At 44.8% G+C, this 26,370-nt stretch carries 26 protein-coding genes; 8 read left to right on the top strand and 18 right to left on the bottom strand.

Annotated features, from left to right (window positions below; all coding sequences use genetic code 11):
* Positions 1-82: 82 nt before the first annotated feature.
* The gene (locus QUB26_RS09890; RefSeq protein ID WP_333055927.1) at positions 83-250 is read right to left on the bottom strand and encodes a hypothetical protein; all 168 of its coding nucleotides are present in this window, start codon (positions 248-250) and stop codon (positions 83-85) included.
* Between the two features lie 54 nt (positions 251-304).
* On the opposite strand from QUB26_RS09890, the gene QUB26_RS31960 reads away from it, so the two are divergent.
* Positions 305-496, top strand: a complete 192-nt coding sequence (locus tag QUB26_RS31960) for a transposase (protein ID WP_445299596.1) — start codon at positions 305-307, stop codon at positions 494-496.
* A gap of 607 nt (positions 497-1,103) precedes the next feature.
* On the opposite strand, the gene QUB26_RS09885 is transcribed toward QUB26_RS31960, so the two are convergent.
* The 5 genes from QUB26_RS09885 to QUB26_RS09860 form a co-directional block, all read right to left on the bottom strand.
* Positions 1,104-2,363, bottom strand: coding sequence for a glycosyltransferase (locus QUB26_RS09885; protein ID WP_333055928.1), 1,260 nt, complete (start codon positions 2,361-2,363; stop codon positions 1,104-1,106).
* 693 nt (positions 2,364-3,056) lie between these two features.
* Positions 3,057-4,016, bottom strand: a complete 960-nt coding sequence (locus QUB26_RS09880) for a DUF362 domain-containing protein (protein ID WP_333237880.1) — start codon at positions 4,014-4,016, stop codon at positions 3,057-3,059.
* A gap of 639 nt (positions 4,017-4,655) precedes the next feature.
* Positions 4,656-4,865, bottom strand: a complete 210-nt coding sequence (locus QUB26_RS09870; protein WP_333237878.1) for a CsbD family protein — start codon at positions 4,863-4,865, stop codon at positions 4,656-4,658.
* Positions 4,866-5,062: 197 nt separating this feature from the next.
* Positions 5,063-5,890, bottom strand: coding sequence for a PHP domain-containing protein (locus QUB26_RS09865; RefSeq protein ID WP_039886987.1), 828 nt, complete (start codon positions 5,888-5,890; stop codon positions 5,063-5,065).
* Positions 5,891-6,213: 323 nt separating this feature from the next.
* Positions 6,214-6,615, bottom strand: a complete 402-nt coding sequence (locus QUB26_RS09860; RefSeq protein WP_333237876.1) for a hypothetical protein — start codon at positions 6,613-6,615, stop codon at positions 6,214-6,216.
* Between the two features lie 351 nt (positions 6,616-6,966).
* Between QUB26_RS09860 and QUB26_RS09855 the strand changes: the two genes are divergently transcribed.
* Positions 6,967-7,293: a hypothetical protein gene (locus tag QUB26_RS09855; RefSeq protein ID WP_333237874.1), complete on the top strand. Its 327-nt coding sequence runs from the start codon at positions 6,967-6,969 to the stop codon at positions 7,291-7,293.
* 148 nt (positions 7,294-7,441) lie between these two features.
* Here the strand turns inward: QUB26_RS09855 and QUB26_RS09850 are convergent, their stop codons facing one another.
* Positions 7,442-7,909 (bottom strand): hypothetical protein, encoded by a 468-nt coding sequence (locus QUB26_RS09850; protein ID WP_333237872.1) that lies wholly within the window; start codon positions 7,907-7,909, stop codon positions 7,442-7,444.
* A gap of 55 nt (positions 7,910-7,964) precedes the next feature.
* On the opposite strand from QUB26_RS09850, the gene QUB26_RS09845 reads away from it, so the two are divergent.
* Both QUB26_RS09845 and QUB26_RS09840 read left to right on the top strand, forming a co-directional pair.
* Positions 7,965-8,585, top strand: a complete 621-nt coding sequence (locus QUB26_RS09845; RefSeq protein WP_333317738.1) for a histidine phosphatase family protein — start codon at positions 7,965-7,967, stop codon at positions 8,583-8,585.
* A gap of 192 nt (positions 8,586-8,777) precedes the next feature.
* Positions 8,778-9,161: a VOC family protein gene (locus QUB26_RS09840; protein WP_333237867.1), complete on the top strand. Its 384-nt coding sequence runs from the start codon at positions 8,778-8,780 to the stop codon at positions 9,159-9,161.
* A 116-nt stretch (positions 9,162-9,277) separates the two neighbouring features.
* Here the strand turns inward: QUB26_RS09840 and QUB26_RS09835 are convergent, their stop codons facing one another.
* The gene (locus tag QUB26_RS09835) at positions 9,278-9,568 is read right to left on the bottom strand and encodes a hypothetical protein (RefSeq protein ID WP_333237865.1); all 291 of its coding nucleotides are present in this window, start codon (positions 9,566-9,568) and stop codon (positions 9,278-9,280) included.
* Between the two features lie 42 nt (positions 9,569-9,610).
* Positions 9,611-10,282, bottom strand: coding sequence for a phosphoribosyltransferase family protein (locus QUB26_RS09830; RefSeq protein ID WP_333062723.1), 672 nt, complete (start codon positions 10,280-10,282; stop codon positions 9,611-9,613).
* A 168-nt stretch (positions 10,283-10,450) separates the two neighbouring features.
* Here QUB26_RS09830 and QUB26_RS09825 point away from each other — a divergent pair, with 168 nt between their 5' ends.
* From QUB26_RS09825 to QUB26_RS09815, 3 genes are all read left to right on the top strand, one after another.
* Positions 10,451-11,137 (top strand): uracil-DNA glycosylase, encoded by a 687-nt coding sequence (locus QUB26_RS09825; RefSeq protein WP_333317736.1) that lies wholly within the window; start codon positions 10,451-10,453, stop codon positions 11,135-11,137.
* 223 nt (positions 11,138-11,360) lie between these two features.
* The gene (locus tag QUB26_RS09820; RefSeq protein ID WP_333237859.1) at positions 11,361-12,629 is read left to right on the top strand and encodes a DNA methyltransferase; all 1,269 of its coding nucleotides are present in this window, start codon (positions 11,361-11,363) and stop codon (positions 12,627-12,629) included.
* Positions 12,622-13,539, top strand: a complete 918-nt coding sequence (locus QUB26_RS09815) for a Bpu10I family restriction endonuclease (protein ID WP_333317733.1) — start codon at positions 12,622-12,624, stop codon at positions 13,537-13,539. The genes QUB26_RS09820 and QUB26_RS09815 overlap by 8 nt, the downstream gene beginning before the upstream one ends.
* Before the next feature lie 31 nt (positions 13,540-13,570).
* On the opposite strand, the gene QUB26_RS09810 is transcribed toward QUB26_RS09815, so the two are convergent.
* From QUB26_RS09810 to tyrS, 3 genes are all read right to left on the bottom strand, one after another.
* Positions 13,571-14,155, bottom strand: coding sequence for a hypothetical protein (locus QUB26_RS09810; RefSeq protein WP_333317731.1), 585 nt, complete (start codon positions 14,153-14,155; stop codon positions 13,571-13,573).
* Positions 14,156-14,322: 167 nt separating this feature from the next.
* Positions 14,323-15,033, bottom strand: a complete 711-nt coding sequence (gene pyrF / locus QUB26_RS09805; RefSeq protein WP_333317729.1) for an orotidine-5'-phosphate decarboxylase — start codon at positions 15,031-15,033, stop codon at positions 14,323-14,325.
* Between the two features lie 115 nt (positions 15,034-15,148).
* Entirely contained in the window at positions 15,149-16,381 is a 1,233-nt protein-coding gene (tyrS, locus tag QUB26_RS09800) for a tyrosine--tRNA ligase (RefSeq protein WP_333317742.1), read from the bottom strand.
* A 174-nt stretch (positions 16,382-16,555) separates the two neighbouring features.
* Here tyrS and QUB26_RS09795 point away from each other — a divergent pair, with 174 nt between their 5' ends.
* Entirely contained in the window at positions 16,556-18,475 is a 1,920-nt protein-coding gene (locus tag QUB26_RS09795) for a penicillin-binding protein 1A (RefSeq protein WP_333317727.1), read from the top strand.
* A gap of 53 nt (positions 18,476-18,528) precedes the next feature.
* Here QUB26_RS09795 and QUB26_RS09790 read toward each other — a convergent pair whose 3' ends face one another.
* The 6 genes from QUB26_RS09790 to QUB26_RS09765 form a co-directional block, all read right to left on the bottom strand.
* Entirely contained in the window at positions 18,529-18,798 is a 270-nt protein-coding gene (locus QUB26_RS09790; protein ID WP_333317725.1) for a hypothetical protein, read from the bottom strand.
* Positions 18,799-19,217: 419 nt separating this feature from the next.
* The gene (locus tag QUB26_RS09785) at positions 19,218-19,541 is read right to left on the bottom strand and encodes a DUF1825 family protein (RefSeq protein WP_006632589.1); all 324 of its coding nucleotides are present in this window, start codon (positions 19,539-19,541) and stop codon (positions 19,218-19,220) included.
* Between the two features lie 217 nt (positions 19,542-19,758).
* The gene (gene lepB / locus QUB26_RS09780; protein WP_333317723.1) at positions 19,759-20,355 is read right to left on the bottom strand and encodes a signal peptidase I; all 597 of its coding nucleotides are present in this window, start codon (positions 20,353-20,355) and stop codon (positions 19,759-19,761) included.
* A gap of 325 nt (positions 20,356-20,680) precedes the next feature.
* Positions 20,681-23,158, bottom strand: coding sequence for an ATP-dependent Clp protease ATP-binding subunit (locus tag QUB26_RS09775; protein ID WP_333317721.1), 2,478 nt, complete (start codon positions 23,156-23,158; stop codon positions 20,681-20,683).
* A gap of 625 nt (positions 23,159-23,783) precedes the next feature.
* Complete coding sequence (locus tag QUB26_RS09770) at positions 23,784-25,502, bottom strand: hypothetical protein (RefSeq protein WP_333317719.1); 1,719 nt, start codon at positions 25,500-25,502, stop codon at positions 23,784-23,786.
* Positions 25,503-25,551: 49 nt separating this feature from the next.
* On the bottom strand, positions 25,552-26,079 hold the full coding sequence (locus QUB26_RS09765; protein WP_333237840.1) for a hypothetical protein: 528 nt from the start codon (positions 26,077-26,079) through the stop codon (positions 25,552-25,554).
* Between the last annotated feature and the right edge of the window lie 291 nt (positions 26,080-26,370).

Here is a 26,370-nt window from a genome sequence, read left to right as displayed (position 1 = left end):
TACAACAAACTACATTGAAATTTAGTCGGATTTAACTGTAGCATATTTTGGGTTCCAGTTAAGATGCGTTTACCCTGGGTGTTTATACAGCATATTCCATGTATATGTAGTACACACTATCTTGTAGTAAATAAGGTGCCGATACACCCATCAATCTGCAAGTTCTATTTAAAAGGTCGATAAAACTTACAGATTGACGGGTGTATCCGCACCAAACAGCAGGCGATCGCTCTTCTTGTGTGTACCACATCTACATGGAATATGCTGTATCTCAAATGAGTTCAAAAGAACCACTCTTGACAGGATGATCCTTTATATCTTGCCCTTAAAGTCAAGTACAATTTATCCCAAATTAGATGAGCTTACCCTGCTGTTTCAACCCCCATACAGTCCGGAAGTAAACCCCATAGAAAGACTGTCGGGCTACGTAAAAAAACAATTGAAATGGTTGAGATTTGACCAAATAGAAGAGTTGAGAGCAGCGGAGCAAAAATAGTTAAATAAGTTGACGTTGGAAGTTATTGCTTCTTTGAGGGGAGGGAAATTTATTTGATAGGATATCTCTGTAGCAGGACTTTAGGAAATTGGTAAGCTGTCGCGCATTTAAATTGTATATTCAGGGCGGGCAGGACGCCCATCCCACAAGACTTTGATTTTTTTTTGACATACAATTTAAAGGCCGCAACAGCTTATAAGTCGGCGCTTTAAAACGCCACTATGTAAACGATGTAAAATGTCTAAATGATCTCTACTGGCTAACTTAAGCCTATTTACATACTGTTACAGTATTCGGTTTAATCCCGCCTACCTACTTAAAACCCCTGTTAGTTTTGCCAGTTCCGGTGGAAAGGAAAATGAGTTGGTCGCTCCATTGTTTATAGTTGCTGTGGGATCTGATAGTTGCCAAGAAAATGTAACCCACTAAAGAAGACTTGATCACCTATGGAACAAGTGCGATCGCCCAGTCGATTTGGATGCTATTAAGTTTGAAAAAAACATCTAAATCTAATGACGATCGCTCACATCAACCATTGCCTTTACACAACCTCCGATTTCCGTGGCTACCTTAATGAAACCTGTCTCAATCATAGGCAGAAGGATTCTTAAGGCAGTTGACTGTACGCCAAAACCATATCGGGAGCATCACATACTTGACTTTCGGTGACTGGATTAGGCCGCGTTGAGTAGGCAATAGCGTGCATATGTTTTACGCGAGCTTGAAAAGTCTTCTCAAATGTGTGCTGTTGAGCAAACTTGAGGGACTTGAACGACATCGATTTAATTTCTTCCCGGTTGTGGCTGAGTTCTGCAATTTTCTTCGCCATCTGTTTAGGCTGATTCATTGGCACAACCCATCCCGTCTCCGACATTTCTGCAATTCCCTCGAATGCTTCGTTAGCATAGCCAACAATCGGCACGCCAGCAGCCATAGTTTCTATGTAAGTACAAGAAGGATCGCCCTGCCGGTGACAGCAAACAAACAAATCAATATTGTTCTTCACAAAGGGGAAGAAATCTGTTTTAAAGTCAGGCACTCCAAGCATTTTTACACAATCATTAAGTTGATTGGCCGCTATTTGCTGGTGCATCATCTCTTCTAATTCACCAATACCACTGATGAACATTTCAAATTTCACCTTCAGTTGTTTGAGTTCTTTAGCGACCTCAAGTAAATGATCTGCTCCTTTCATCTTAATTAGGCGACCTGAGAATACTAGCCGCAGAGGCATATCTGGAGAGCGGTTTTCAGTGCGCCGTTCAATATCAGCTTCTGTTGCTAACATATCCTCGCTAATCCGCGTGTCAAAGAAAAACTGTGGATTGCGATTGATATGCTTGTATTCTTGGTAAGTAGGGGTGCCGTTGCACTGCAATCCATCTGCCATTGCGATTGCCTTGCGCTGCTTATATTCCTGAATGTAAGTCCAAATAATTCTCCGCAAACGGAGCAAGGGATTGCTCGTACTCACATTCACGATCTGTTTGCGAGTTTTCAGACTGTATTCGGAAACGTAAATACACGGTACTCCCGCTATTTTACACACTTTACTGATATGGTTCTGTCTGTATTCCGGGGCTGCCAATACCAGCGAACTCTGATGCTGATGTAGTAAAGCTGGGGTGATTTTGTCAAAAGAAATTATTTCCAGTTTGAATGGCAATTCATCAAGTTTGAATATTTTTGAATCTATCTGGTCGTTGTCTTTTTTCGTTTCTTCCATCATCACCGTAATAGAGCCCGACCAATACTCGGCTAACTCACCAACTGCTTCAATCAATTTGCGGGTGAGTAAAACTTCACCGTTTGGCAAAAGCTTTACTTTGAGTGGCTGTACGATAGTCAGATTGTTGTTAGTAAGCATAGGTTAGGGACTCCCTGATTGTAAGTTTTTACGGTTGATGCGGTAGTGAATCTTTGCTGTTCTTGGCAAGGGCTGTTTATCAATATAACAGACATTTACCGAATTTTAATTTCGCCCCCTGATACGAGAAGCATTTCAGACTCGGTTTCGGAGATATCTAATACTTAAGATTGATTCAGCAACTGGATTAGACCTTTATTATTTAATGGGAGGTCTGTTTGATATGTAGCAATCATCTGCGATCTACGTATAAGTGTCAATAATCTTTTCCGAGCTTTACTAAATCTTTATAGTTTAGCGGTCAATTATAAAGAAAAGTGCAATTTTAGGGTGAATTTGGTTAAAGCAAGGGCTGTTCTAAGTATTTATACTTAAGTAAAATCATCTAACTAGCAAGAATGAGCGCGAGTTGCGAATACGGCGATCTCAATGCTTTAAGTAAGTCGATGGGAAAAAACGCCCCTAGGTAAACGAGGGCAAAGTCTCTAAATGCTCTCTAATGGCTGACTTAAACCTGTTTACATGGTGTTACATTATGCGGTTTAAGCAGGTCTACGTAATGAAACCATAGATTTATAACAAATTTATTATAAACTTTACATAAATATATATCTTGTAATATAATAATATTTTTTGACAATTCCCCTGGCGAAGTAGAAGGAATAAAAAAAAATTTTACCCCTTCTGTCTTCGCTAATGCGAAGCTTTGATGCTGAACTTTTCTTTTATAAACCGGATATAAAGGTGCTTGAAAGCCGACTTCACCACGCGGGGCATACCAAAGTCGATCGCCATCATGCTTTCGGGCAACTTCCAATCTAAAACCTTGAGATTTTCCGGCTGCAAAAGCGGAAAATCAAGATCCTCTAAATTCGAGCAAAGCCCCAATCTCATCGCCGCAGCTACAGTGGGAACCGCCTCCGGATCAGCATTAATAATTTCCACTAAAGTTCTGTCCAAAGCAAACACATCATCAGAGGCGGCCAAAATTCCCAAAAACTTAGGTTCGCCGCCACTTGGCCCGTTACCTTCGTGACCGATAATTCCATCCAAAATCGTCAAATTTGGGTTAATTGCCCGAGCAGTTTCTACGAGCATTTCACCGAATCTGGCGCTATCTTTGCCAGCTTCCATGTGCCACCAAGCCTTCATTTTGCCGGGAACGCAGCCGAACAAATTTTTCACGCCCATTGTCACCGTTAATTGAACGTGAGATTTGAGTTTGGGCAAATTAATCACTACATCCGCTTCCATTGCTTCTTTGCAAATTCGCAGATGATTGAAATCTTTGCTGACTGTTTCGTAGCGTTTTCCTTGAAACTCAACAACTGGCAAATTCAGTTCTTCCAACAGAGGCAAATAACCATTAGCTTTTGCCACACCCATCGCGCTACCAAAAGCCGGACTATCGCCTAAAAAGGGTTTTCCTCCCGCCTCAATGACCATTTTAGCGACGCAGTAAACCAATTCTGGGCGGGTGACACATTCTTTTGTAGGGCGAGAACCGGTGAGGAGATTGGGTTTGAGTAAAACCCGATCGCCCGATTTGACAAAAGCCGAGATTCCGCCCAAGGGTGCGAGCAAACTTTCTAAAGATGTTTGTAAAATTTGGCGATCGTAGGAATTGGCCTGAATTAAGCTAACAGCAGACATAATTATGAATTCCTTGGTAATTGGTTATCGATCTGGAATAATATACCTCTTGAAAAAAAGATATATGTTATCATCACAGGTGTTAAATTGAATCCCCTAGAGCCAACTCATAATTGTAAATTGCTGACAACAAATTACAAAGCAGACCATAACGACTCGACAATATTTTAAAAAATTTGAGACTTCGATTAACCTGTTCAATTCCCTATTCGCTCCTGTGCTAAAACTCTATTGTAGTCTTTTTCTCAAAGATACAGTTTCCCCTTTTTAGGTTGATTTTTAGGGAGATAACTATTGGTGCGCTCATCCTTTATCCCTTGATAGCCACTATCTTGTAAGCTATTTGTTTCGGCATGAAAATTAATTTTATTTTTTAGTCAAATTAAAATCTTGGTAATGCTCCGAGCCAAAAGCAGTGAGGAGTTGGGATTCAATCAACTAAAGCAAACATTTTCATTATATCATAAAAATCTTTTGCAAGAGGTCTAATAGGGACTTCTCCAGTGCGCTTTTGAGGAGATATCGCAGGAGTCACCCATTTTTTTGCACCTGCCAAAAATAAATCATATCAAATCCTTGATAGCAAAGGATTTGATATGAAGCAAATACTCTTCGCCCGGAATTGGTATAACGCAGTTTCTACAATTTGTCGATCGACCTTTTGGCTTGCTCTGCCAGATTTTTAACCGCATTTTTTGCATCTTCGGCTGCGTGGCGGGCAGCCGCTTCGGCTTGTTTGGCTTTGCCTTCAACCTGGTCTTTTCTGTTGCCCGTAATATTACCGAAAATTTCCTGAGCTTTGCCTTCTAAATTTTTGCCGATCGCCTTCGCTCTGTCTTCTGTAGTCATGATAAGCTCCGTTTGGCAAGTTGCTTTAGTAACATTGTAAAATCAACTCGCCTGCAATTGCCTTTAACTTCATATTAATTTATATTCTGCTTGACCTCGGTGTTCTTCTGATGATTTACTTCCGGCAAACTCGTCACTCAAAAAGCCAAGGATTTTTTTTGACAACTGTATACATCCGCAAAATGCGTCATAAAAAACTATTTCAAACTCGCCGCAGCAACTTTAATCGGTTCCAGCAATTCTAACGGCAAATGCAGCATATTCAATTGGGTGCTATCTGCTGCTTTCCTTTCCGGATCGGGGCCGTGATAATCGCTGCCACCAGTTGCCAGCAAACCGTAATGAAGACACAAATCTTTCAACTTTTGGATTTGGCTAGAACTGTGGCTGGGATGGTATACTTCAACTCCCATTAAACCAGCATCTACTAATTCTTTTAAGACTTCTTCAACAGCGCCGCCGCGAAATAAATAAGGGTGAGCCCAAACTGGTACTGCGCCACAACTTTTCAGTAAATCAATCCCTTCGACGATTGAGAATTTCTCGTAATGAACATAAGCCGGGCCGTCATCTCCCAGCCAGCGATCGAATGCTTCCCGCGATGATTTGGCGTGACCGGCTTTTACAAGTGCAGAGGCAATGTGAGGCCTTCCGGGTGCCATTCCTGGGGATGTTTTGGGCAGTTCGATCGCGTATCCCATTGCTGCTAATTTTTCTACCATTTCCTGCGATCGGCGAAACCTTCCTTCCAGGCGATCGTTCAAAGGAACGCGCAACTTATTTGCATCAGGATAAAAACCTAAAATGTGCAGGGAACGGCCGTTGTGAACGGTGCTGAGTTCTAGTCCGGGGACTATTTCAATACCGTGCAAAGCAGCAGCGGCGAAGGCTTCATCCCAACCCGACATCGTATCGTGATCCGTGACAGCCAAGGCGCGAACCCCCGATGAAGCGGCGGCGGCTACGAGTTCGGCAGGAGTGAGAGTGCCATCGGAATAAGTTGTGTGACAGTGGAGTTCTAGCATTTTTTTCGGTAAGTTAAAGTCTGCGAAATCGGCAATTATTCCCCTCACTCATGCCACATATATCGTCATACTATTTTAGATTTTAGATTTTAGATTTTAGATTGGGCATGAGTGACAATATAAGGGTTGGGAGCTTGTCTACTGTTGCATTTTTTTTCGTAACTGGTTTCACAACCAGCAACATTTTTTTTATGTTTATCGTTATTTGTATTTGTAATAACTTCTTGCGCCTTTAATGGGTACACATTTATGCTTATTCAAACTCGGCATGACATGGGTTTCAGCCCGCCTTTGCAGTTTAATTTAGATGCAGAACAGCTTAGCTATTTCTTGATTTCTCGCATTGGGTAAAGGACACCCTCTGGCAATTTGGGAGGAACCGGCGATATTTCAATACTTTGTATGTTGTGAACTGGGATAACTACCAGTTTATCTGCCAATTCGAGAATTACCGGGTCTGCTGTCAACATTTTATGCAGGCGAGTCCCTAAAGTTGCTTGCTCTCCTACTGTTCCCTCTGGCGCAATGAACTGGAAGTGTTGCTGTTTGCCGTTGGTATAGTGGATTGTCAGATTGATAATTCCTTCTGGGTTGGTTGCTTGCATAATTTTTTTCCCTAACAGTCGATCGGGACTTCGCAAAATTAACAATAAATCAAAACTGGCGATCGCACCACCGTTGGAAAGCTCGTTGCAAAGCTTTTGACCAAACCAGGCTGTCGGCACGAAAGTTCGGTTCCTGCTAATTTTATCACAAAAACTGTACGGAAACTCGCCAACTTACCCAGTATACAATTGGCAGTCGCGCTGTCTTCGCTCCTCAATGCGCGAGAGCCTTCGCCAGAAATATTTGGTCGATCGGGCTTTCTTCTATGCCAGTTAGCAAAGTGGCTCAATTTAGCCTCTGTAGCGACTTGACTCAAAGCGGTCTCAAGTCTTACAGCAGAGGCATTTGAGCGCTTTGGGTGTCACGGTTTGTCGAGGGGGGAACTGTGGAGGTTAGGATAGCGGCATTCTGCTGTCACTGACGTAGAGGATTTTTTTATAAATTAATAACATAACATTCAGGTACAGCTTATGAAATCCACACTTTGTTTTCCCGAAACTTCTCTTCACTCTAACGCAGTCACTGTTAATAATAAGGCTATTGACTCTTGTATCCTTACTGCTTGGATTGACTTAGTAGGAGGAGATTTTGAAAGCTTGGGAGGAGATGATTGGCTTCCCTTGTGCGGCGACATAGATGACGGCGAAATTTACCGGGAATGGTTTTTGTGGCAAGACAGCGAAGTGACTCAAGAATGGGAAGCTTACGATCCCATTACTAATTATCGAGTTGTGGCACCTAGCCGAGAAATGATGATTGCTAAAATCGACCAAATAGAAGATGCCAGAACAATTTAGTTGAGAAGGAGAAGGTTAAATCTTGATTTTCAACTTTAATAAAAATTATGTAAACAAACCCGGTTTCTCCCAACCACACTCAAGAAACCGGGTTTTTCAGACCTCAAATCTAGGTGTGAGTTGAGTCCTACTGGTTGAACATAATAATTTATCTCGCTACTGCTTTTTGTTTTTCTCGTTCTAATTTGCGCTGCTTCAAGGCTGCCAGATTTTGTTTAATCGTGTCGATCGCAAATCCAGCTTCCTGCTGTTGGTATAATTCGCTGGCACGGATCAAATCTGCAACAGCCTCCTCATCCGATCGCAAATTCGCACAAGCCAAGGCACGATTGTGGTAAGCTTCTGCCAAAGTTGAAACTTGTTCTACAGCGCTGGTAAATTTATCTTTTGCTTTGCGGTACTTTCCTGACTGATACGCCTCAATTCCTTGTTGAAAATAAACGGAAGCTTTACTGCCGCTGTCGGTATCTGGAAATTCTGGGTAAGTTAAAATTGGTTCTTTAAAGAGTACAGAAATGCTGCCCTTGCCGAAGTAAGCCCAAGTCATTGTTCCAAACCCAATCCCCAGCACAAGGGCAATAATGACAGACAGAGCAATAAAATTGGTGAGTTCCATAGAGCAATATTTGTTGTATTATAATATGATAAGTTAATTCCTAACTTCTGCAACAATGGCTGCACGGATTTACCTTAACTGGAAATGGTTTTTCCGGTCGCTAGCTTTAGTATTGTCGATCGGCTTAATGATTGCAACTGCAAATTCGGACGCAGCAACCAACGCCCAAACTCAAGCAGGGTGGCAATTGTTGCAGCGGGATGAGACAGGGTTGGTGGTAGCAATGCGACACGCGATCGCTCCAGGTACGGGAGATCCTGCTAACTTTAAGTTGGGTGACTGTTCCACCCAGCGCAATTTATCGGCACAAGGAAGAACTCAAGCCAAGCAAATTGGAGCCGAATTTCGCAACCGCAACATCAAAGTTGCCAGAGTTTTATCGAGTCAGTGGTGTAGGTGTTTGGAAACAGCAAAACTGATAAATTTAGGCAAAGTCGAACCCTTCCCAGCGCTGAACTCGTTCTTTAGGGACAGCAGCACAGAAGCCAGACAAACAGCGACAATTCGCAAATTAATTGTTGACAACCGCAACACTAAAGGCGCGGTTATTATGGTAACTCATCAAGTAAATATTACCGCGATTACTGATATTTTTCCGCAAAGCGGCGAAGCTGTGATTCTCAAAAGCGATCGACAAGGTAAAATCCAAATAGTTGGACGAATAGGAGGACTTTAAATATGTAGAAACTTATAATGTTAACAATTCCCCCTTACCCTAAATAATGGGTTTAAAGCCCCAAGCATAAGTGGGATAAATTAAAATCCAACTATTCATTACTGCAATCCTCTTCCTTCCAGGTAGAGGTCGCCCCGCGGTCAACTGTCAACTGTCAACTGTCAACTGTCAACTAAATAATTACCAATTTATATGAGTTTCCTATACAGCGCCGCCCTAGTGACTTTAGCAGACCTTGATAAAGAAGTTCTCGTTAAATTTTACACAAAATTTCTCGACATAGAACCAAACCCTTACATTCCCAATACTTATGCTGAATTTCAACTCCCCGGCTTAAGACTCGGCATATTCAAACCAAAAGATTCCCACAAATCAGAATTTGCAAATCGAGCCAAAACAGGCATGAGTCTGTGTTTGGAAGTCAGCGATATCGAAAATGCGATCGCCCGAATTTGGGCTTTAGGATATCCGCCCGCAGGAGAAATTATCAAAGCTTCTCACGGTCTAGAAATTTATGCCTTCGATCCTGCAGGCAACCGCATAATTTTACATCAATCCCATGAGAATGTAGGATGAGGGCTAATGATTTGTGAACTCTCGATCTTCTCTTCTATCCTCTTCTCTGCCTTTGTGGAACAGGCGTCCCGCCTGTGGTTCTTCCCGTCTTCGCGGTTCGTCAAAAAAAACATCAACTACCTAATCAGTTCAGCAAAACTATAAAAACTGATAATTAATAACAGCAAAGCTGTCAGGTGAGTTAGCTGAAATTGAGGCCGCGGGCCGAGGTATTCCCGCACCAAAATTGAAAAAGACGAACCAATTATATAACTCAGAGACAGGGTTAAATACTGCCACTGCAATGTTACACTCCACAGCGCGAGCAAAATCATCGCCAAAGTCAACATCACCAACTCAACAAAGCGAGGCGGATTGTGCTGAGTAGACAGAATCAAAGTGTCCAACCAATATTGCCAAGGTCTCATGTTTTAGCGATCGAGCTTTTAGATTTAGCCTTCTAGCTTAACCTACGATCGCCATTCAGTTTGTTGCTGCAAACACCTTAAAGCCTCCGCCGTCTCCACCTGCGGAAATTGCCCATAAAAGCGACTAACACTGTAAAAAGGGTGAGGAGTCTCCAGAACGATCAACTTATCGCCCATCTGGGCCAAAAATCCCATCAAATCTGCCGGGGCCACAGGCGCGCAAATCCACAAAGCCAGCGGTTGCTGCGACTCCAAAGCCTTAGCCGCCACAGCCATCGTCATCCCCGTAGCAATGCCGTCATCTACCAAAATCGCCAAAGCCCCCGCCGCGCTGATATTGGGGCGTCCCGGAGACAAATCTGCCAGCAGAGATTGAGCATTATTTTGGGCCAGGGGCAATGCTGATTTTTGCAAGCGTAAATTGTGCTGCTTTTGCTTTTCCCAGAGGACGTGACCATCAGCAGTTGCAGCCCCGATCGCCAATTCTAAATTATCTGGGCGAGTAATTTTCTTCGCGACAACCACATCCAAAGGACAGCCCAAGCGCCGCGCAATCGGCACAGCAACGGGCAAACCCCCGCGCGGCAAGGCGTAAACAATCGGTTTCACCGCCTTCTGTGTCATTAAACTCAACTTGCCGAACTCGTCCACAACTGCCTCGGCCAGTTTTTCGCCTGCATCGGCGCGATCGTCAAAAAACGGGTTAGAGAACATATTTTTGCCTGTACGAGCTCAACCAAAAAATTGGAGATTGTGCCAGTGTTAATTGGAGATTGTGCGATCGACAGCATCGCATACAAGCATCTAGCCAATCTCAAATCACACAACCCGATCTAAACTATAAACTCTAGACTCAAAAAAATCTCCCTAATTGTAAAATGTATGTCCAGCGACTTGCAACTCAGCCTTTTTGACAACAATCAAAGTGCCACTTTCCAAACAGACTCAATACCAGCAAATGCCAAAATTCCCATTCCTCCCGGCACTTATCAAAATATGGAACAAATCGGCGAGCACTGCAACCGCTGCTACCGATGCGAATTGGGCAACAGCCGCACTCACGCCGTCATCGGGCGCGGCAATCCTCAAGCCTCAATTTTGATTGTGGGAGAAGCACCCGGACAAAACGAAGACGAAACCGGATTGCCCTTCGTCGGGCGATCGGGCAAACTGTTAGATAAGATTTTAGAATCCGTGGGATTGAGTGCAGAAACCGACGTATTCATTGCCAACGTCATCAAATGTCGCCCTCCCAACAACCGCCCTCCAACAGCAAAAGAAATCGAAGCTTGCAAACCTTACTTGCTCGAACAAATTCGCATCTTAGACCCCAAAATTATTTTATTAACCGGTGCAACAGCCCTCAAAGGTTTGCTAAGCGACAAGCGCCCCATTAGTAAAATCAGAGGTCAATGGATTAAATGGGAAAATCGTTTGTGTATGCCAATTTTTCACCCGTCGTACTTGTTGCGAAACCCCTCCCGTGAACCGGAAACTCCGAAATGGTTTATGTGGCAAGATATGCAGGCTATCAAGGCTAAACTGGATGAATTCAAAGAGCAATTCTAATCAATTTTTCTTGTTGATTGGTAGGCTGGTTTGAGGCACAATCTCGGATTTTTACCCACAATCTTAAAACCCGCCCCCACCCACCGAAAAATTATAATTAATTTTCATGTGTAATTTGTAGGGGGCTGGTTTCACCAACAATCTCTGATTTTTACCTGCCATCTACAAAACAAGTTCCCGCTTTCCATTCATAAATTCACGCCCCGTAGTAAAAATCCGAATTATGGTTGTCTCTAGTATTTTTAGTGAAACTCCTATCAATAGACAAGAAATTCCTCAAGAACTATTAGACATTGAAGATAAACAACGTACTAATCCACTTCCTTGGAAAGGGCAATTTTCCCCCCAGTTCGTCGAAACTTTGATTGATAAATATGCCAATAAAAATAGTGTGATTTTCGACCCATTTTTAGGTAGTGGAACAGTTTTATATGAGGCAGGAAGATTCGGACTGGAAGCCTGCGGAACAGAAATCAATCCAGCAGCTTTAATCCTAGCTAACACTTATAAATTCATCACTATCTCACCAAGAAAGCGTGAAAAATGTATCAATTGTTTTCTCACTCAACTAAAAACAGAGATATGGGAGAGAATGCCACTATTCCAAACTATACAAAAAGAACTTACACCCAATGATTTAATAGATAAAATTGTAGACGTAGCCGTTGATGATGAAGAAAAGTTCCTTAATATTCTACATGAAGCATTAGTGATATTGCTAGACTTAGAAAACAAAAAACTTACCCAATTAAGAGTTTTTACAATTGCGGAAAATATCGCTACTTTTGTCCTTAAACTACCCTATAGTAAAAAGCCGATAAATGCCTACAATGCCGATGCAAGAAACGTTCCCTTACAAAACTCCAGCGTCAATCTTGTGATTACCTCCCCCCCTTATATCAATGTATTTAACTATCATCAGCAGTATCGCGGTTCTACTGAAGCACTAAACTGGAAAATTTTAGAGGTGGCAAAATCCGAGTTTGGTTCTAATCGCAAGCATAGAAGTAATAGATTTCTAACTGTCATTCAATATTGCTTAGACATCGCCTATACTTTGCAAGAATTGTTAAGAATATGCAGCCCTAACAGTAGACTAATATTTGTAGTAGGTAAAAAATCAAATATTAGAGGAACGCCTTTTTTAAACGGGGAGTTAGTTGCAGAAGTTGCTCGTCAAGTATTGGGGATTAGCTTAGATATCCGTCAAGAAAGAAGTTTTGTAAATCGCTATGGAAAAATTATCAAAGAAGATATACTACACTTTACAAAAAGAGAAGACTTACAGTATTATTTTGCCATAGATCAAGCCAGAACTCTTTCTATAGAAGCTTTAATATCTGCTTATTCCGTAGCGAATGAACAAGTAAAAGATGAAATCAAGGATGCTATCGATAAGGTTGCCACAGTACAGCCCTCACCTTATTTCGATCTGCAGCGTTCACGAAAAACCATTGAAATACTCAACCCAAAAGAAGAAAATTATGTTTAATTTAGCTCAACCACATGGGGACAAACTAGCAGCATTACTTGATAACGTGAAATTACCTCCTACAGATAAACGGCGTGTTAATCAAGCAATCGAATACTACAAAAAATGGTTGGAAACGCTTAAAAACATCAGGGGGGATGATCTGAAAGTTGTTCCAGAGATGGTATCCCATCTAACCTCCTATAAGCGATACATTGACGTTGAACTAATTTTTGACAGTGACAATGATTTTTTGTACCGTCAAAAAGGGCAATTAAAACTTGACAACTCAATTATTGAAGAATTTATACCTATCTTAGTTACAACCGTCTTTGCAGATTCATTAAAGGACAAAGAATTATCCTTTGGCCCAACACAGTGTTTTTCATCACTACGATTTGAGTCAAGTTTAAAACTCAGTCCAAAAGGCGGTGGGATGAGTATTCGAGCCAAGGATCAAGATTTTGCGATTAGTAGAAAAATATTTCTAAAAGCCTCTCATAACCAAGATTTTAAGGAGGCTACCTCCCGCGAGGCAAATATTGCTTATGTTGCGGCTGAGTGTAAAACAAATCTTGATAAAACCATGTTTCAAGAGGGCGCAGCAACTGCCCTGGATGTAAAATTGAGTGTACCAGGAGCCAAGTATTTCTTGCTATGTGAGTGGCTTGATATGTCGCCGATTAGCTCATCACTCACAGCTATTGATGAGATACTAATTTTGAGAAAAGCAAAACGCTTATCGTCTAATATAAGAAGTGCTTTTAGTACGGTAGAGGGAAGAAAGAAAAATAAAGATTATTTTGTCAACCATCTCGATAACAACCCCTTTGCACCGGAAGTTTTTATGAGATTTTTAAATGAGATTGAAGGGATGATTGGTAAAGATGAACTAGACGAAGATGACGTGCTGTCAAGAGGCTATTTTTAAGTGTAAAAAAAATCATCGGAACCAGCGAAAGTTATGGCTTTGCCTGACAATCTCGCAGCCACAAACGAATCGCCTCAGCAATTTCGCTTTTCTCCCCCTCTGGCCGCAACAACGGACGAATATCCGCCGCAGTACCAAACCTAGAAACGATTTTTACTAATTCCCACCCGTTCTCGGTTTTAGTGAAAAATAACCAATGATATTGCTCAATTTCGACTGGTTTTCCCCCGCGATACTGCCGTTCCAAAGTAGTAATGAAAACTTGACTAGCATTGTCAGGAAGCGCATCTTCAAAATTTAAAGGTAGCGGTTCAAACTCCGGGCGGCCGGCTAAAATTATTTGCGGCAGCGCGTAACCGGGCGGTGTATTAGTGTTAGGAGAAAAGTGCGATCGCACAATTACGCGATTAGCATAACTCGGCAAATCTTGCAACAGGCGATCGACCAAAGTTTCTAAATCAGCGGGACAGGGCGATCGCACTAACAACTCATACCGACTGGCATTTATACTGTTAGTATCATTGGTCACAAAATTAACTGCCAAAGTCGGAGTTGCAACCGCAAATATCAGCAGATAAACACAGATGAACGCAGATAAAATTCCATTGACGTTCATCGGCGTTTATCGGCGGTTAAAACTGAGATGTTGCACCATTCTCAATAAGCCTTTTATGAACAAGCAAGATGCCTGTTCCACAAAGAGTGAATTTTCTTGTGGAACAGGCATCTTGCCTGTTAAGCGAGAATGGTGCAAGATGTGAGTTAAAAACAACATTCCTATTGTTACTCCAACTCTTCACAAATACGCGCAAAAGCCGCCGCCGGATCGTCCGCAGCAGTAATCGGGCGCCCAATCACCAGATAATCCGCACCAGCTTTCAAAGCAGCCTTCGGAGTCATCGCTCTTTTTTGATCGCCTCCATCGGCCCATTTCGGACGCACACCGGGACAAACTAACACAAAATCATCCCCGCAACTCATTCTTAACTGTTCCACTTCTTGCGGAGAACAAACAGCACCAGCTAAACCAGTTTCCTTAGCCAACAATGCCATGTGCAAAGCAAATTCCGGCAACTCCAAAGGTATTTTCAACTCAAAAGCCAACTGTCGCGAATTCAAACTCGTTAACAGGGTAATTGCAATCAACTTAGGACTCGGTTTATCCACAGCCGCCGCCCCTTCAGTCAAAGCCAACTGTGCCGCTTTCAAAGCATCTTTACCACAAGTAGAATGGATCGTCAATAAATCCACATTATACTTAGCAGCCGCCCGACAAGCACCAGCCACAGTATTCGGGATATCGTGAAACTTCAAATCGAGAAAAATCCGCTTTTCCCGCTGTTTTAAAATTTCCAAAATCCCCGGCCCGGAACTCACAAACAGTTCCAAACCCACTTTCCAGAAAGATACATCAGGCAGTTTGTCCAGAAGTGCGATCGCCTCTTCTTGACTCGAAACATCCAAAGCAACAATAATTCGATTATCAGCGTTCATCAGCGTTCATCTTCAGTATTCATCTGCGGTTAAAAAAATAGATTAGTCATCGCAATAATTGCCTGTTTTGAACAGGCAAGATGCCTGTTCCACAATAATTATTTGAGATGTCTATTCAAGACACCAATCGCACAAACTTATTCTTCCCAACCTGCAAAACCTTACCGCATAAATCAGCCGGTGATTCAAAAGTAAGGTTAACATCAGAAACCCGATCGCCCTCCAACTTCACCCCGCCCCCCTGCATCAACTTCCGCGCATCACCGCTGCTTTTACAAAGCCCGCTAGCACTGAGAATATAAAACAACTTAGCCGGAAACTGCACACTTGCCAAAGAAAACTCCGCCACAGCATCAGCTTGTCCCGCAGCACCTTTAACCAGCGCAATTGCATCATGTTGTGCGCGTTCCGCCGCTTCCTTCCCCCGATACTGGCGCACCACATCCAAAGCCAAAAGTTTCTGTTTTTCTCGCGGATTTTCGGGCAATTCATCAAGTGGCAAATCTGTCAATAGTTCAAAATATTGGGCGATCGAACTATCAGCAATTTTCTCCAACTTAGAATACATCGTCAGCGGGTCTTCCGACAAACCCACATAATTATTCAAAGACTTCGACATCTTTTGCACCCCGTCAGTCCCGATTAAAATCGGCATCAGCAAACCAAACTGCGGTTTCATCCCAAAATGGCGCTGCAAATCTCTCCCCACCGCAATATTAAACTTTTGGTCACTTCCCCCCAACTCAACATCAGCTTCCAAAGCCACCGAATCGTAACCCTGCATTAGTGGATACAGAAACTCGTGCAGGAAAATCGCATTTTCCTGCTGCATCCTGTTATCAAATCCCTCTTTAGCGAGCATCTGCTGCACCGTCATCGTGCCTAGCAGTTCCAAAATCTTCGCCATGTCCAATTTTGACAACCACTCCGAGTTATAGCGAATTTCCAAACGTCCGGGGGTGTCAAAATCTAGAATCGGACGCACTTGGTCTAAATAAGTCTTGGCATTTTCCGCCACTTGTTCGGCCGTCAACTGGCTACGCATCTCGGACTTTCCTGTCGGATCGCCAATTCTTGCGGTAAAATCTCCGATGACCAGTACCGCTGTGTGACCGGCATCCTGAAAAGCCCGCAGCTTGCGGAAGCAAATGCTGTGTCCCAAGTGAATGTCCGCCCCTGTGGCGTCAATTCCCAGTTTGACTCGCAACGGTCGATCGACTTTTGCCAGCAGTTGGGCTAAATTTTCGTCAGGGTTGCTAGAATCAGGTCGATCTGGAAAAATCTCGCTGACGCCGCGGTAAAGCGCTGAAAGGTTAGGAGTTATCATCGGGGAGCGATCGTCCATCATATTTTGCCAAAGTGCAGCAGAATTAGTTACACTCACTGGTTGACGCATAAAAACATAACTACCAAGCTACTATAATCCCAAAGCTGACCGGCTTTCATTAGCTGACAGTCTCTAAGGTTCGCATCTAAAATTAAAAGTCTTAAACCCCAAATCGAGTGAGGAAGTGAAATCCACGTGTCAACCAACGCAGTCCGCAATAACACGGAAAACTCAGCCCCCGTATTCGAGTTTGTTCAGTCAGTCAGTAAAGTGACAGCCGGAACCATACTCAGCATGACAATGCTTGCCAGTTCCGTAGTCGCTGGTGGACTGGTTGGCTTAGCGATCAGCTTCCGCAATTTGCCAGATGTTCGGATCTTGCAAACCTACTCTCCCACAGAAACTACCCACATTTACGACATCAACGGCAAGCCGCTAGCCAGTATCCACGACGAAGCCAACCGGGATGTCGTACCCCTTGACCAAATCTCCCCGAACCTGAAACGAGCTGTTCTGGCGATCGAAGATAGCAACTTCTTCACCCACAAAGGCATCAACCCCGGCGGGATAGCCCGAGCTCTGATGGTCAACCTAGAGAAAGGTAGAACCGTTGAAGGCGGCTCGACTATGACTATGCAGCTAGTCAAAAACCTGTTTCTCTCTCCCCAGTCAAAATTTAGTCGCAAGGTAGCTGAAGCGGTAATGTCTATCCGCTTGGAGCAAATTCTCAACAAAGACCAAATTCTGCAACTATACCTGAATCAAATCTACTTAGGTCACAACTTGTACGGCGTAGAGACAGCCTCTCGAAGCTATTTCAACAAATCAGCAAGTAATTTGACTCTTTCAGAAGCAGCGATGCTGGCCGGCTTAATTTCTGCCCCCGAAGAATACAGTCCTTTCGTCAATTACAAATTGGCAAAAGAGCGGCAAGCCCTCGTTTTAAACCGCATGAAGGATCTTAAATGGATTACGCCGGCCCAAGAGACTGCTGCCCGCAAGGAAAAAATTAAGCTAGGCAAAATTACCTCTTTTGGCGGCTCTCAAGTTCCTTACGTAACACAAGCCGTAGTCCAGGAACTGACAAGGCGTTTTGGGCGAGATGCCGTGGTTAAGGGAGGAATGCGCGTTCAAACCACGATCGACCTCAAAATGCAGCGCATAGCCGAAGAAACCGTCAAAGCGTGGCACAATCGGCTTTACTACCAGGGCCTGTTTTACGATCGCCAGGAAGGTCAAATTGCCCTAGCCGCCGTCGATCCCCGCACCCACTTCGTCAAAGCAATGGTTGGCGGCGTCGATTACGAAAAGAGTCAGTTCAACCGCGCCATTCAAGCACGTCGCCAGCCCGGATCAGCTTTTAAACCTTTTATCTACTACGCTGCCTTTGCTAGTGGCAAATACGCCCCCGATTCAGTTGTCTACGACTCCCCTGTCGGCTACCGCGACGGCGACGGCTACTACTACCCTCAAAACTACGGTGGCGGCTTCTCCGGTGCAGTCAGCATCCGCAGAGCATTGGAAGTCTCTCTGAACATTCCCGCCGTCAAGCTTGGCCAAGAAGTCGGATTGAATAAAGTGATTGAGATTTGCCGCGTGCTCGGAATCAGAAGTCCGATGGAACCGGTGATTTCTTTGCCCTTGGGTGCAGTTGACCTCACTCCTTTAGAAATGGCCGGATCTTTTGCTACCTTCGCCAACAACGGCTGGCATTCTGACACCACATTTATCGTGCAAGTCACTGACAGCAGCGGCAACGTCTTGCTCGACAATACGCCCAAACCCAAATTAGTTCTCAATTCCTGGGCCGCGGCATCTGTCAACAGCGCCCTGCAAGGAGTAATTACCAGCGGAACGGCAAGGGCGGCTCAACTTGGCCGGCCGGCTGCTGGGAAAACTGGTACAACTTCCTCAGAACGGGATATCTGGTTTGTGGGTTACGTGCCACAGTTGTCGGTGGCTGTTTGGATGGGCAACGACAATTATAGACCGATGAGCTACGGTGCTACTGGCGGTGGGATTGTCGCCCCTGTTTGGCGCGATTTTATGAGCCAAGCTTTGCAGGGAGTTCCCGCAGAAAGTTTCAAACCTGCTTCATCTTTTGAGCGGCCTTAATTATCAGTCAGTTGTCAGTTGTCAGTTGTCAGTTGTCAGTTGTCAGTTGACTGTTAGCAGTTGGTGTTTGACAGTTGACAATTGACAGTTGGCAGTTGACCGAAGAACGAGACGCAAGCCCCTGGCTTTAGACACGGGGATAAGTCGGTAGCGGTTTCAACCGCCTTCAGTTTTTGATATAATTCAAACAGCAAGTAAGAATAACCATCTACGCGAAGAATCATCCTAGTGCGGAGAAATCCCGGCAACGGAGACATCCGCCTTTGATGCGGAATACTTAAAGGGCGAATAATGGCAGGGTGAGGAGCGTACCTATCTGGCATAGCGATGGACTCTGAAAGTAAGAAAAACTCTAAAAGTAAGCGCAATTGCAATATCTTTGATACGGGTATTGTTTTGAGCGTCTAGGGGGACTTTTGCCTGTCCCTTCCAAGTTTAGCTTGGAGAATCCCCAGGCTTGGGCCGTGGGGAGTGTCAAAATTACCCATTATTTCTCCTCTGACCGAAAGAATCCAGGATACAAGCCCCCGGATTCATTCCGAAAGCAGACTCAGGACCCAGAAATAAAAAACCTGTATCAGATAAACAAGCCCCCGAATTTATCGGTGGGGTCAATGCTTCAATCTAAAATCTAAAATCTAAAATCTAAAATCGATTGACTTCTGGCTTCTGGCTCACACTCGATAATTAATCCGTGTATCCGTGTCAAAATCTGTGTTGTGCCTTCCTTCTTTCTCCGATCTTAAGATTGTTTTTCCAGCTCAGATTTCATCCGCTCCAGCGTTGAGTTCATTTGCTCAAACATCTGCTGGGGCGTGATCCCAAATTGATTGAGCTGTGTTTTTAACTGCTCTACAGTCATCTGAGCCATGAAGTCCTCAGACAGCTCAAAGCGCTTCATAAAAATACGGTAGCGCTCCATCATCGATTCCATCTGAGCGATGAACATTTTCTTGCCTTCGCGATCGAATTTGCCGTAATTGCCACCTAGTTTGATGAGAGATTGATAGTCTTCAAACAACAGTTTGGCTTCTTGCTGAACAATTTCTGAATCAAAAAATCCCATAGCTTTCCTAATTTTTTAATATTCTACTAATTTTGATCTAAGCGAGAAATCCCGCTGCTTTTTCTACTATTTTATCAGTTGCCGGAGGAAGTCCCTACCCCTCAAGGTACAAGAATAAGTAGAAATTTCCGTACAGGAGAGGCATCGGGCATCGGACATCGGGCTTGCGATGACAACAGTCAACAGTCAACTGTCAACTGTCAACTGTCAACTGACTTCAAACTTCCCCGATTCGTTCTAGAGGCCAAAACCGGACTACAGCGCGGCCGATGATATTCTGCTTAGGTAAAAATCCCCACCTGCTGGAGTCGTTGCTGTTGTTGCGGTTGTCTCCCATCACAAAGTATTCATTTTCTGGAACGCGATAAGGCCCCCACTGGTATTTAGGAGGTTCGGCAATATATTTTTCGACCAGGGGTTTGTCGTTGAGATAAACTAAACCTTTTTTAACGGCGACGGTTTGACCCGGTAAGCCAATTACCCGCTTGATGAATGCTTGGTCTTGAGTAAAGCCTTGTTCTTGCAACTTTTCGGGCGGGGCAAATACTACGATGTCCCCAGTTTTTGGAGGTTCGAGGTAGTAGGAGATTTTTTCGACGACGACGCGATCGCCCACGTGCAGAGTGGGTACCATAGAATCTGAGGGTATGTAGCGCGGTTCGGCGACCAAGGCTCGAATCACTATTGCTAAACTCAAAGCAATAATCACTATCTGAAGATTTTCTCGCTGCGACTTCCACGCTTTCTGCCACCAGCTTTCAGCAGGCGGATTTTCTGCTACTTCTGTACCCAAATTCTTTTTTTCAGATGTCATTTATTTCTCCACTATATAGTTCTTGCTAATTATCTAATTGCGATTGAAGTAGCTCGCTCTAATTAAACGTAAAACTTTGTTGGGGTATTCAGAAACCCGGAAGGGCGAACACGGGGGCACCGCCCTACAGAAACCGAGTCGATCGGTCTCCTATTTTTTGAGACGAAGATACTTAGAAAAGTAAGCGTACATTCTGTTGATATTAACTCATAAAAAAGGCAGAGAACTAAGATTCTCTACCTTTTTTATGTGAGGATTTTGAGTTGTTTGCGATCGCGAGATTGGTTATTTCCCAACTTAACTCGATATCGCACACAACTCAAACTTACTCAGCGCCTTGGGGCAGCAATTCCCGCTTTTGACCTTGCAGCACCTTAACAATTCCGTCCTCGCCCACATCCACAACAGCGGTGTCACCGTCTTTGATGCGGCCAGAAAGGATTTCCTCAGCCAAACTGTCTTCCAGCAAGCGCATGATGGCGCGGCGCAGGGGTCGGGCTCCGTAGCTGGGGTTGTAGCCTTCTTCTACCAGCCGTTCTTTGAATTTTTCGGTCACTTCCAGGGTGATGCCCTGTTCTGTCAAACGGCTGAACACTTCTTTGAGCATGATGACCGCGATTTCCTTGACTTCTTCCCTGTTCAACTGGCGGAAGACGATAATTTCGTCGAGTCGGTTGAGGAATTCGGGGCGGAAGTAGTTTTTGAGTTCTTCGTTAACCAAAGAACGAATGCGGTTGTAATTAGCATCGGCTTGGTTGTCGCTGAACTCGAAACCGAGGCCGCCGCCACCTTTTTCAATCACCTTAGAACCGATGTTTGAGGTCATAATCAGCAGCGTGTTTTTGAAGTCTACGGTGCGACCTTTGGCATCAGTTAAACGGCCGTCTTCCAATATTTGCAGGAGCATATTGAAGACATCGGGGTGGGCTTTTTCGATTTCGTCGAACAGCACGACGGTGTAAGGACGGCGGCGGACTGCTTCTGTGAGTTGGCCGCCTTCGTTGTAGCCGACGTAGCCCGGAGGAGAACCGATGAGTTTGGAGACGGTGTGACGTTCCATGTACTCGGACATATCCAACCGAATCATGGCGTCTTCGGAACCGAAGAAGTAGCCGGCTAGGGCTTTGGTGAGTTCGGTTTTGCCGACGCCGGTGGGGCCAGAGAAGATGAAACTGGCGATCGGGCGATTGGGATTTTTCAAGCCAACGCGAGCGCGACGGATGGCGCGGGAAACGGCTTTGACTGCTTCTTCCTGACCGATCAAGCGCTGGTGCAAGGTATCTTCCATGTGCAGAAGCTTTTCGGATTCGGATTCGGTCAGTTTGTTGACCGGTACGCCCGTCCAGCTTGCCACGATTTGAGCAATGTCTTCTTCGGTGACTACTGGCGATGGGTCGGTTTCGCCGGTGCGGGCCGAGTCGGTTTTTTTGGCTTGGGAAATAGCGCGAATTTCGGCTTTGATCGTCATTTCTCGATCGCGCAATTCGCCGGCTTTGTCAAAGTCTTGAGAACGCACCGCTTCGTCTTTATCTTTGAGGACTTGGCGGAGTTCTTTGTCAAGTTCTTTGGCTGCGGGGGGCAGTTGGGAGTTGATCAGGCGAACTCTGGAACCAGCTTCGTCTACCAAGTCAATTGCTTTGTCTGGTAGGAAGCGATCGGAGATGTAACGATGAGATAGTTTGGCTGCGGCTTCCAGGGCTGTATCCAAGATTTTCAGCTTGTGGTGCTGTTCGTAGCGTTCCCGCAGACCGAAGAGAATCTCGATCGTCTCGTCAACGGTCGGTTCGCCGACCATCACGGGCTGGAAGCGCCGTTCTAGGGCTGCGTCGCGTTCGATGTGTTTGCGGTACTCGTCTAAAGTTGTAGCGCCGATACACTGGAGTTCGCCTCTTGCCAAAGCCGGCTTGAGAATGTTCGCAGCGTCGATCGCCCCTTCAGCAGCACCAGCACCAATCAAAGTATGCACTTCGTCAATCACCAAAATCACGTTACCCGCCGTGCGGATTTCGTCCATGATTTTTTTGAGGCGTTCTTCAAATTCGCCCCGGTATTTCGTCCCGGCGACGAGCAAACCGATGTCGAGGGTGACGACGCGCTTGTCTTCGAGAATGTCTGGGATATCGTTGTTAGCGATGCGCTGGGCCAGACCTTCGGCGATCGCGGTTTTACCAACTCCGGGTTCGCCGATGAGCACCGGGTTATTTTTGGTGCGGCGACCGAGGATTTGAATTACCCGTTCGATTTCTTTTTGGCGTCCGACTACTGGGTCTAGTTTGCCATCGACCGCCATTTGAGTCAGGTTGGCACCGAATTCATCGAGGGTTGGGGTTTTGGTGCGGGCACCGCCACCAGTGGCTGCGACTTCTGCGGTTTCTCCCAGCATCCGAATCACTTGGGTGCGGACTTTCGATAAGTCTACTCCCAGGTTTTCTAAGACTCTGGCCGCTACTCCTTCACCTTCGCGGATCAGGCCCAGCAGCAGGTGTTCAGTACCTATATAATTGTGTCCGAGTTGGCGAGCTTCTTCTAGGGATAGTTCTAGAACCCGCTTGGCGCGGGGAGTGAACGGAATTTCGACTGCTACGAAGCCGGAACCGCGCCCGATGATTTTTTCCACTTCAATGCGCGCGTCTTTCAGGTTGACGCCCATTGATTTGAGGACTTTCGCTGCAACCCCGGTTCCTTCTCCGATCAGACCCAGGAGGATCTGTTCTGTCCCTACGAAGTTGTGACCCAGGCGGCGAGCTTCTTCCTGGGCCAACATGATTACTTTTATTGCTTTTTCTGTGAAGCGTTCAAACATGATTTATTCCCATCACCTGCTGCTATGTGCCCGTTTCGAGGTCACGCTCGCACAACGAGCGTTTGTGTTCGAGTGTTAACTCGTACTGCTTATTCTAGCGCGACACTCCCAACCTATCTGCCGCACTCGGCTGCGGTTGCAGATTCCAGGCTCATGTTGCAGGGTGGCTTTCAACTGGGAAGACCCAAATGGTGGCTGACCTACAACCTCCCCTAGACTGCAAGAAGATTGCTCTTCTCGGCCCGTGCCCAACCTACGACTGCGTATTGATGGATTCTAGCATAATCTTTTTGGCTGTCATGCAGGTGCCAAATGGATATTTCTCGAAGTGTAGGGCAGTTTTTTTACAAAAGTTATTGGTTAGACTGGCGATCGATGTACGAACTTTAAAAAAATTAGGACTTACGGATGAGGCCCAGAAACCGATTTTTTTCACGAAAAGACGCGCTGTAGCCCACAAATTTAGCAAAAAACCCGGTTTCTTTAGTCGGAATGCGTGCACTGAAAGTTTATGGTTTTCCTTTAGCGCAACTACAAACCTCAAAATCGATCGTAGTGTAGTGTTGCCAAGTTCTAAAGATTGACTGCTCGCAGCTACCTCTGCAATACCGGAGAAAGGTCAAGCCTAAAATATCCTTACAGGGAACTGCATTTGCGAAGCCCAGAGACCGTCAATCTTTGCAATCAATTCACTTCCCGCCCAGAGAAAAGTTTGAGTGATGAGGTTTTGCGCCTCAATATTCACGCCACCCAAAATTATGTCACTGTCTGGATTAAACCTCTGAATATAGGCGTAATCATTTCCACCAGCGACTGAGTACCAATTTCTTGTACCATCACCAATATAAAATGTGTTAAGAGATTGACCGCTGTTGCCAATTAAAGTATCTACCTCAGCACTAGACAAACTGTTGTTTTCTGAACCTCTTAATATGTTCTGACCGGTACCACCTGCGAGAGTGTCGTTCCCCAAACCACCAAACAAGATATTGATGCCGTTTCCACCAGTGAGATAATCATTACCCTCATCACCGCGAATGGTATTCCTGCCATTTCCGCCATTGATGTTGTCATTTCCAGGCCCGCTAGAGATGGTGTCATTCCCAGTGCCAGCAGTGATAAAATCACCACCCGCCTCACCAAAGATCAGATTATTTCCATCTCCGCCACCAAGGGCGTCAACTCCATTCCCCCCAGAGATGATATCATTGCCAGTGCCAGCAGAGACAATATCGTCCCCATCCCCAAAATAATAAGTATGGTTGCCGTTGTTGTTGTAATATTTGGCAAAAACCCCAGTCCCTGTTAATACGTCGTTTCTGTTAGTCCCATAGATGATTCGGTCATTTATCCCGCCATCAAGCTTAGCACCAACTAGAAACAAAGGATTATATTCAGTATCAACAGGAATCACTCCTTCATGCACTTGAGGAGAGACATTAAAATCCCCTTTATAGAAATTTGGTCGAAATTGATGATCTGCCCGCGTGTCACTCAGACCCAGAATATTTGTGGCTAAACGAGAATGGCCGGCTGCATCAGTTTTAACCAAATTTGTGTAGGCGGTGACGACACCGTTGTGTTGAGCAATTTGTGCCGAGATATTACCCGGATTGGTGCCGAAGTCAAACAGGAAAGATTCCTTAGCAGTTCCAGCTTGAGCTTCATTTCCTGCTAAACTACTGATGCCATTAAAACTTCTTGAAACCGCAGCACCACCAAGGTCTAAGCGTTTGATTGGGTCTGGAGTTCCTCCGTTTTCTAAGTATCCATTTGATAGGTCAGTATCGTAGCCATTATCTGTATCGTATGGACTGACACCTCTGGCTTTATTTGATGCTGGGTCAAGGGCTGTCACCGAACTTACTTGACTTCCGTAGCTAGTAAAACTGGCAGCAAGATCGCTGGCTAAGTGAGCGCCGAGACTATTACCAACAATATTGAGTGCTGCGGCTGGCATTCCCCACTCAACAAGTTTGTCTCGGACTGCGTTTGCCACTGGGGTAATCCACGAACCCGATCTGTAAAGGTCTCCAGCGGCTATCCCTAATGGCCCAATATTGAAAAACTTGGTTCCGCTCACTTGAGTCCAGTCAAGGGCTAAAACCGTATCGTTTGGGTTGGCATCCCTGATGGCTGCCGCCAGATTTGGATCGTAATAATCGGCGGGATTTGTGAAACCCGGAAGTAGCAGCCATACTTTTTGTCCACTCCATTGCTCGGCAGAGGGAACGGAGAAGGGCGCGCGAATATTTATTTGACGCTGACTTGGACTAAAAGCATTGCTAGGTGGGTTCTTAGTTTCGCCACCTGTCACCAAAAACGGAGTATCGATTACTGTCATGGGAAATTCCTCTCAAGTTAGGTTGTTAAAGATTATTTGTTTCTGTTGACTAACGCTTTCTCGACTTTCTCCACAGGTGAACCCCACCCAAGCCCAAGAAAGCCAACAATGAGGCGAAGGGAGAAGAGTTCTCTGGTACAGGAGTAGGTTCAGTAGTAGGTTCAGTAATTTTTAAGGTCACAATCCCATCACCTCCATTAGTTCCATTCTGCAAGGCGAAAAAAAATGCCTTGGGATCTAAGAACCCAAATGCGTCATTTCCAGATTCAGAAAAAACTTGTAAGGCAAATTGAGTGGGAATTCCATTCTCGAAAAGCAAAACTGGAGCGTTTGGGAAGTTGTCTACATCATTGACCGTATAGGTAACAGGAGTTAATCCTGTTACAAAGTCGAGAAATCTAAAGTTAAAAGATAGCAGTCCCGGTCGAGTTCGGCTTCCACGACCATTGATGCTCATGGATTCTGAGCCGGCTTTGGTCAGGTATGTGTCGTCGTAGGCAAAGTCACCTGTGTAGACCCCCGCGAAGTCGCCCCCACTTACGTCAACCCTGATTGTGCCTCCTATTGTGGCTGCCATAGCGGTCGCTCCTCCAAATGTGGATATTAAATATGTTCCAAGGATAGCGGTCAGTCCATATTTTATGTTCATTAGATATTCCTGTTTTGAAAGGCTTGACCCACAGCAGTGAGTTTGTTTTCGTCTGTAGCAGCAATTAACGAAAACAACATCTTGGGATAGAGATTAAAGCTTTTTTGCCGTATTTGATACCGTAAATTTACTAGAGTTTTTGAGCCAAAATTAGGAGATATTGTGAAAATTTCAGTCAAAAGAAACCGGGTTTTTATCGAGTTTGCGGGCGGCAATCAA

The organism is Microcoleus sp. B4-C1, from assembly GCF_036705285.1.
Classification (GTDB): domain Bacteria; phylum Cyanobacteriota; class Cyanobacteriia; order Cyanobacteriales; family Microcoleaceae; genus Microcoleus.
This window is presented reverse-complemented; position numbering and strand designations above follow the sequence as displayed.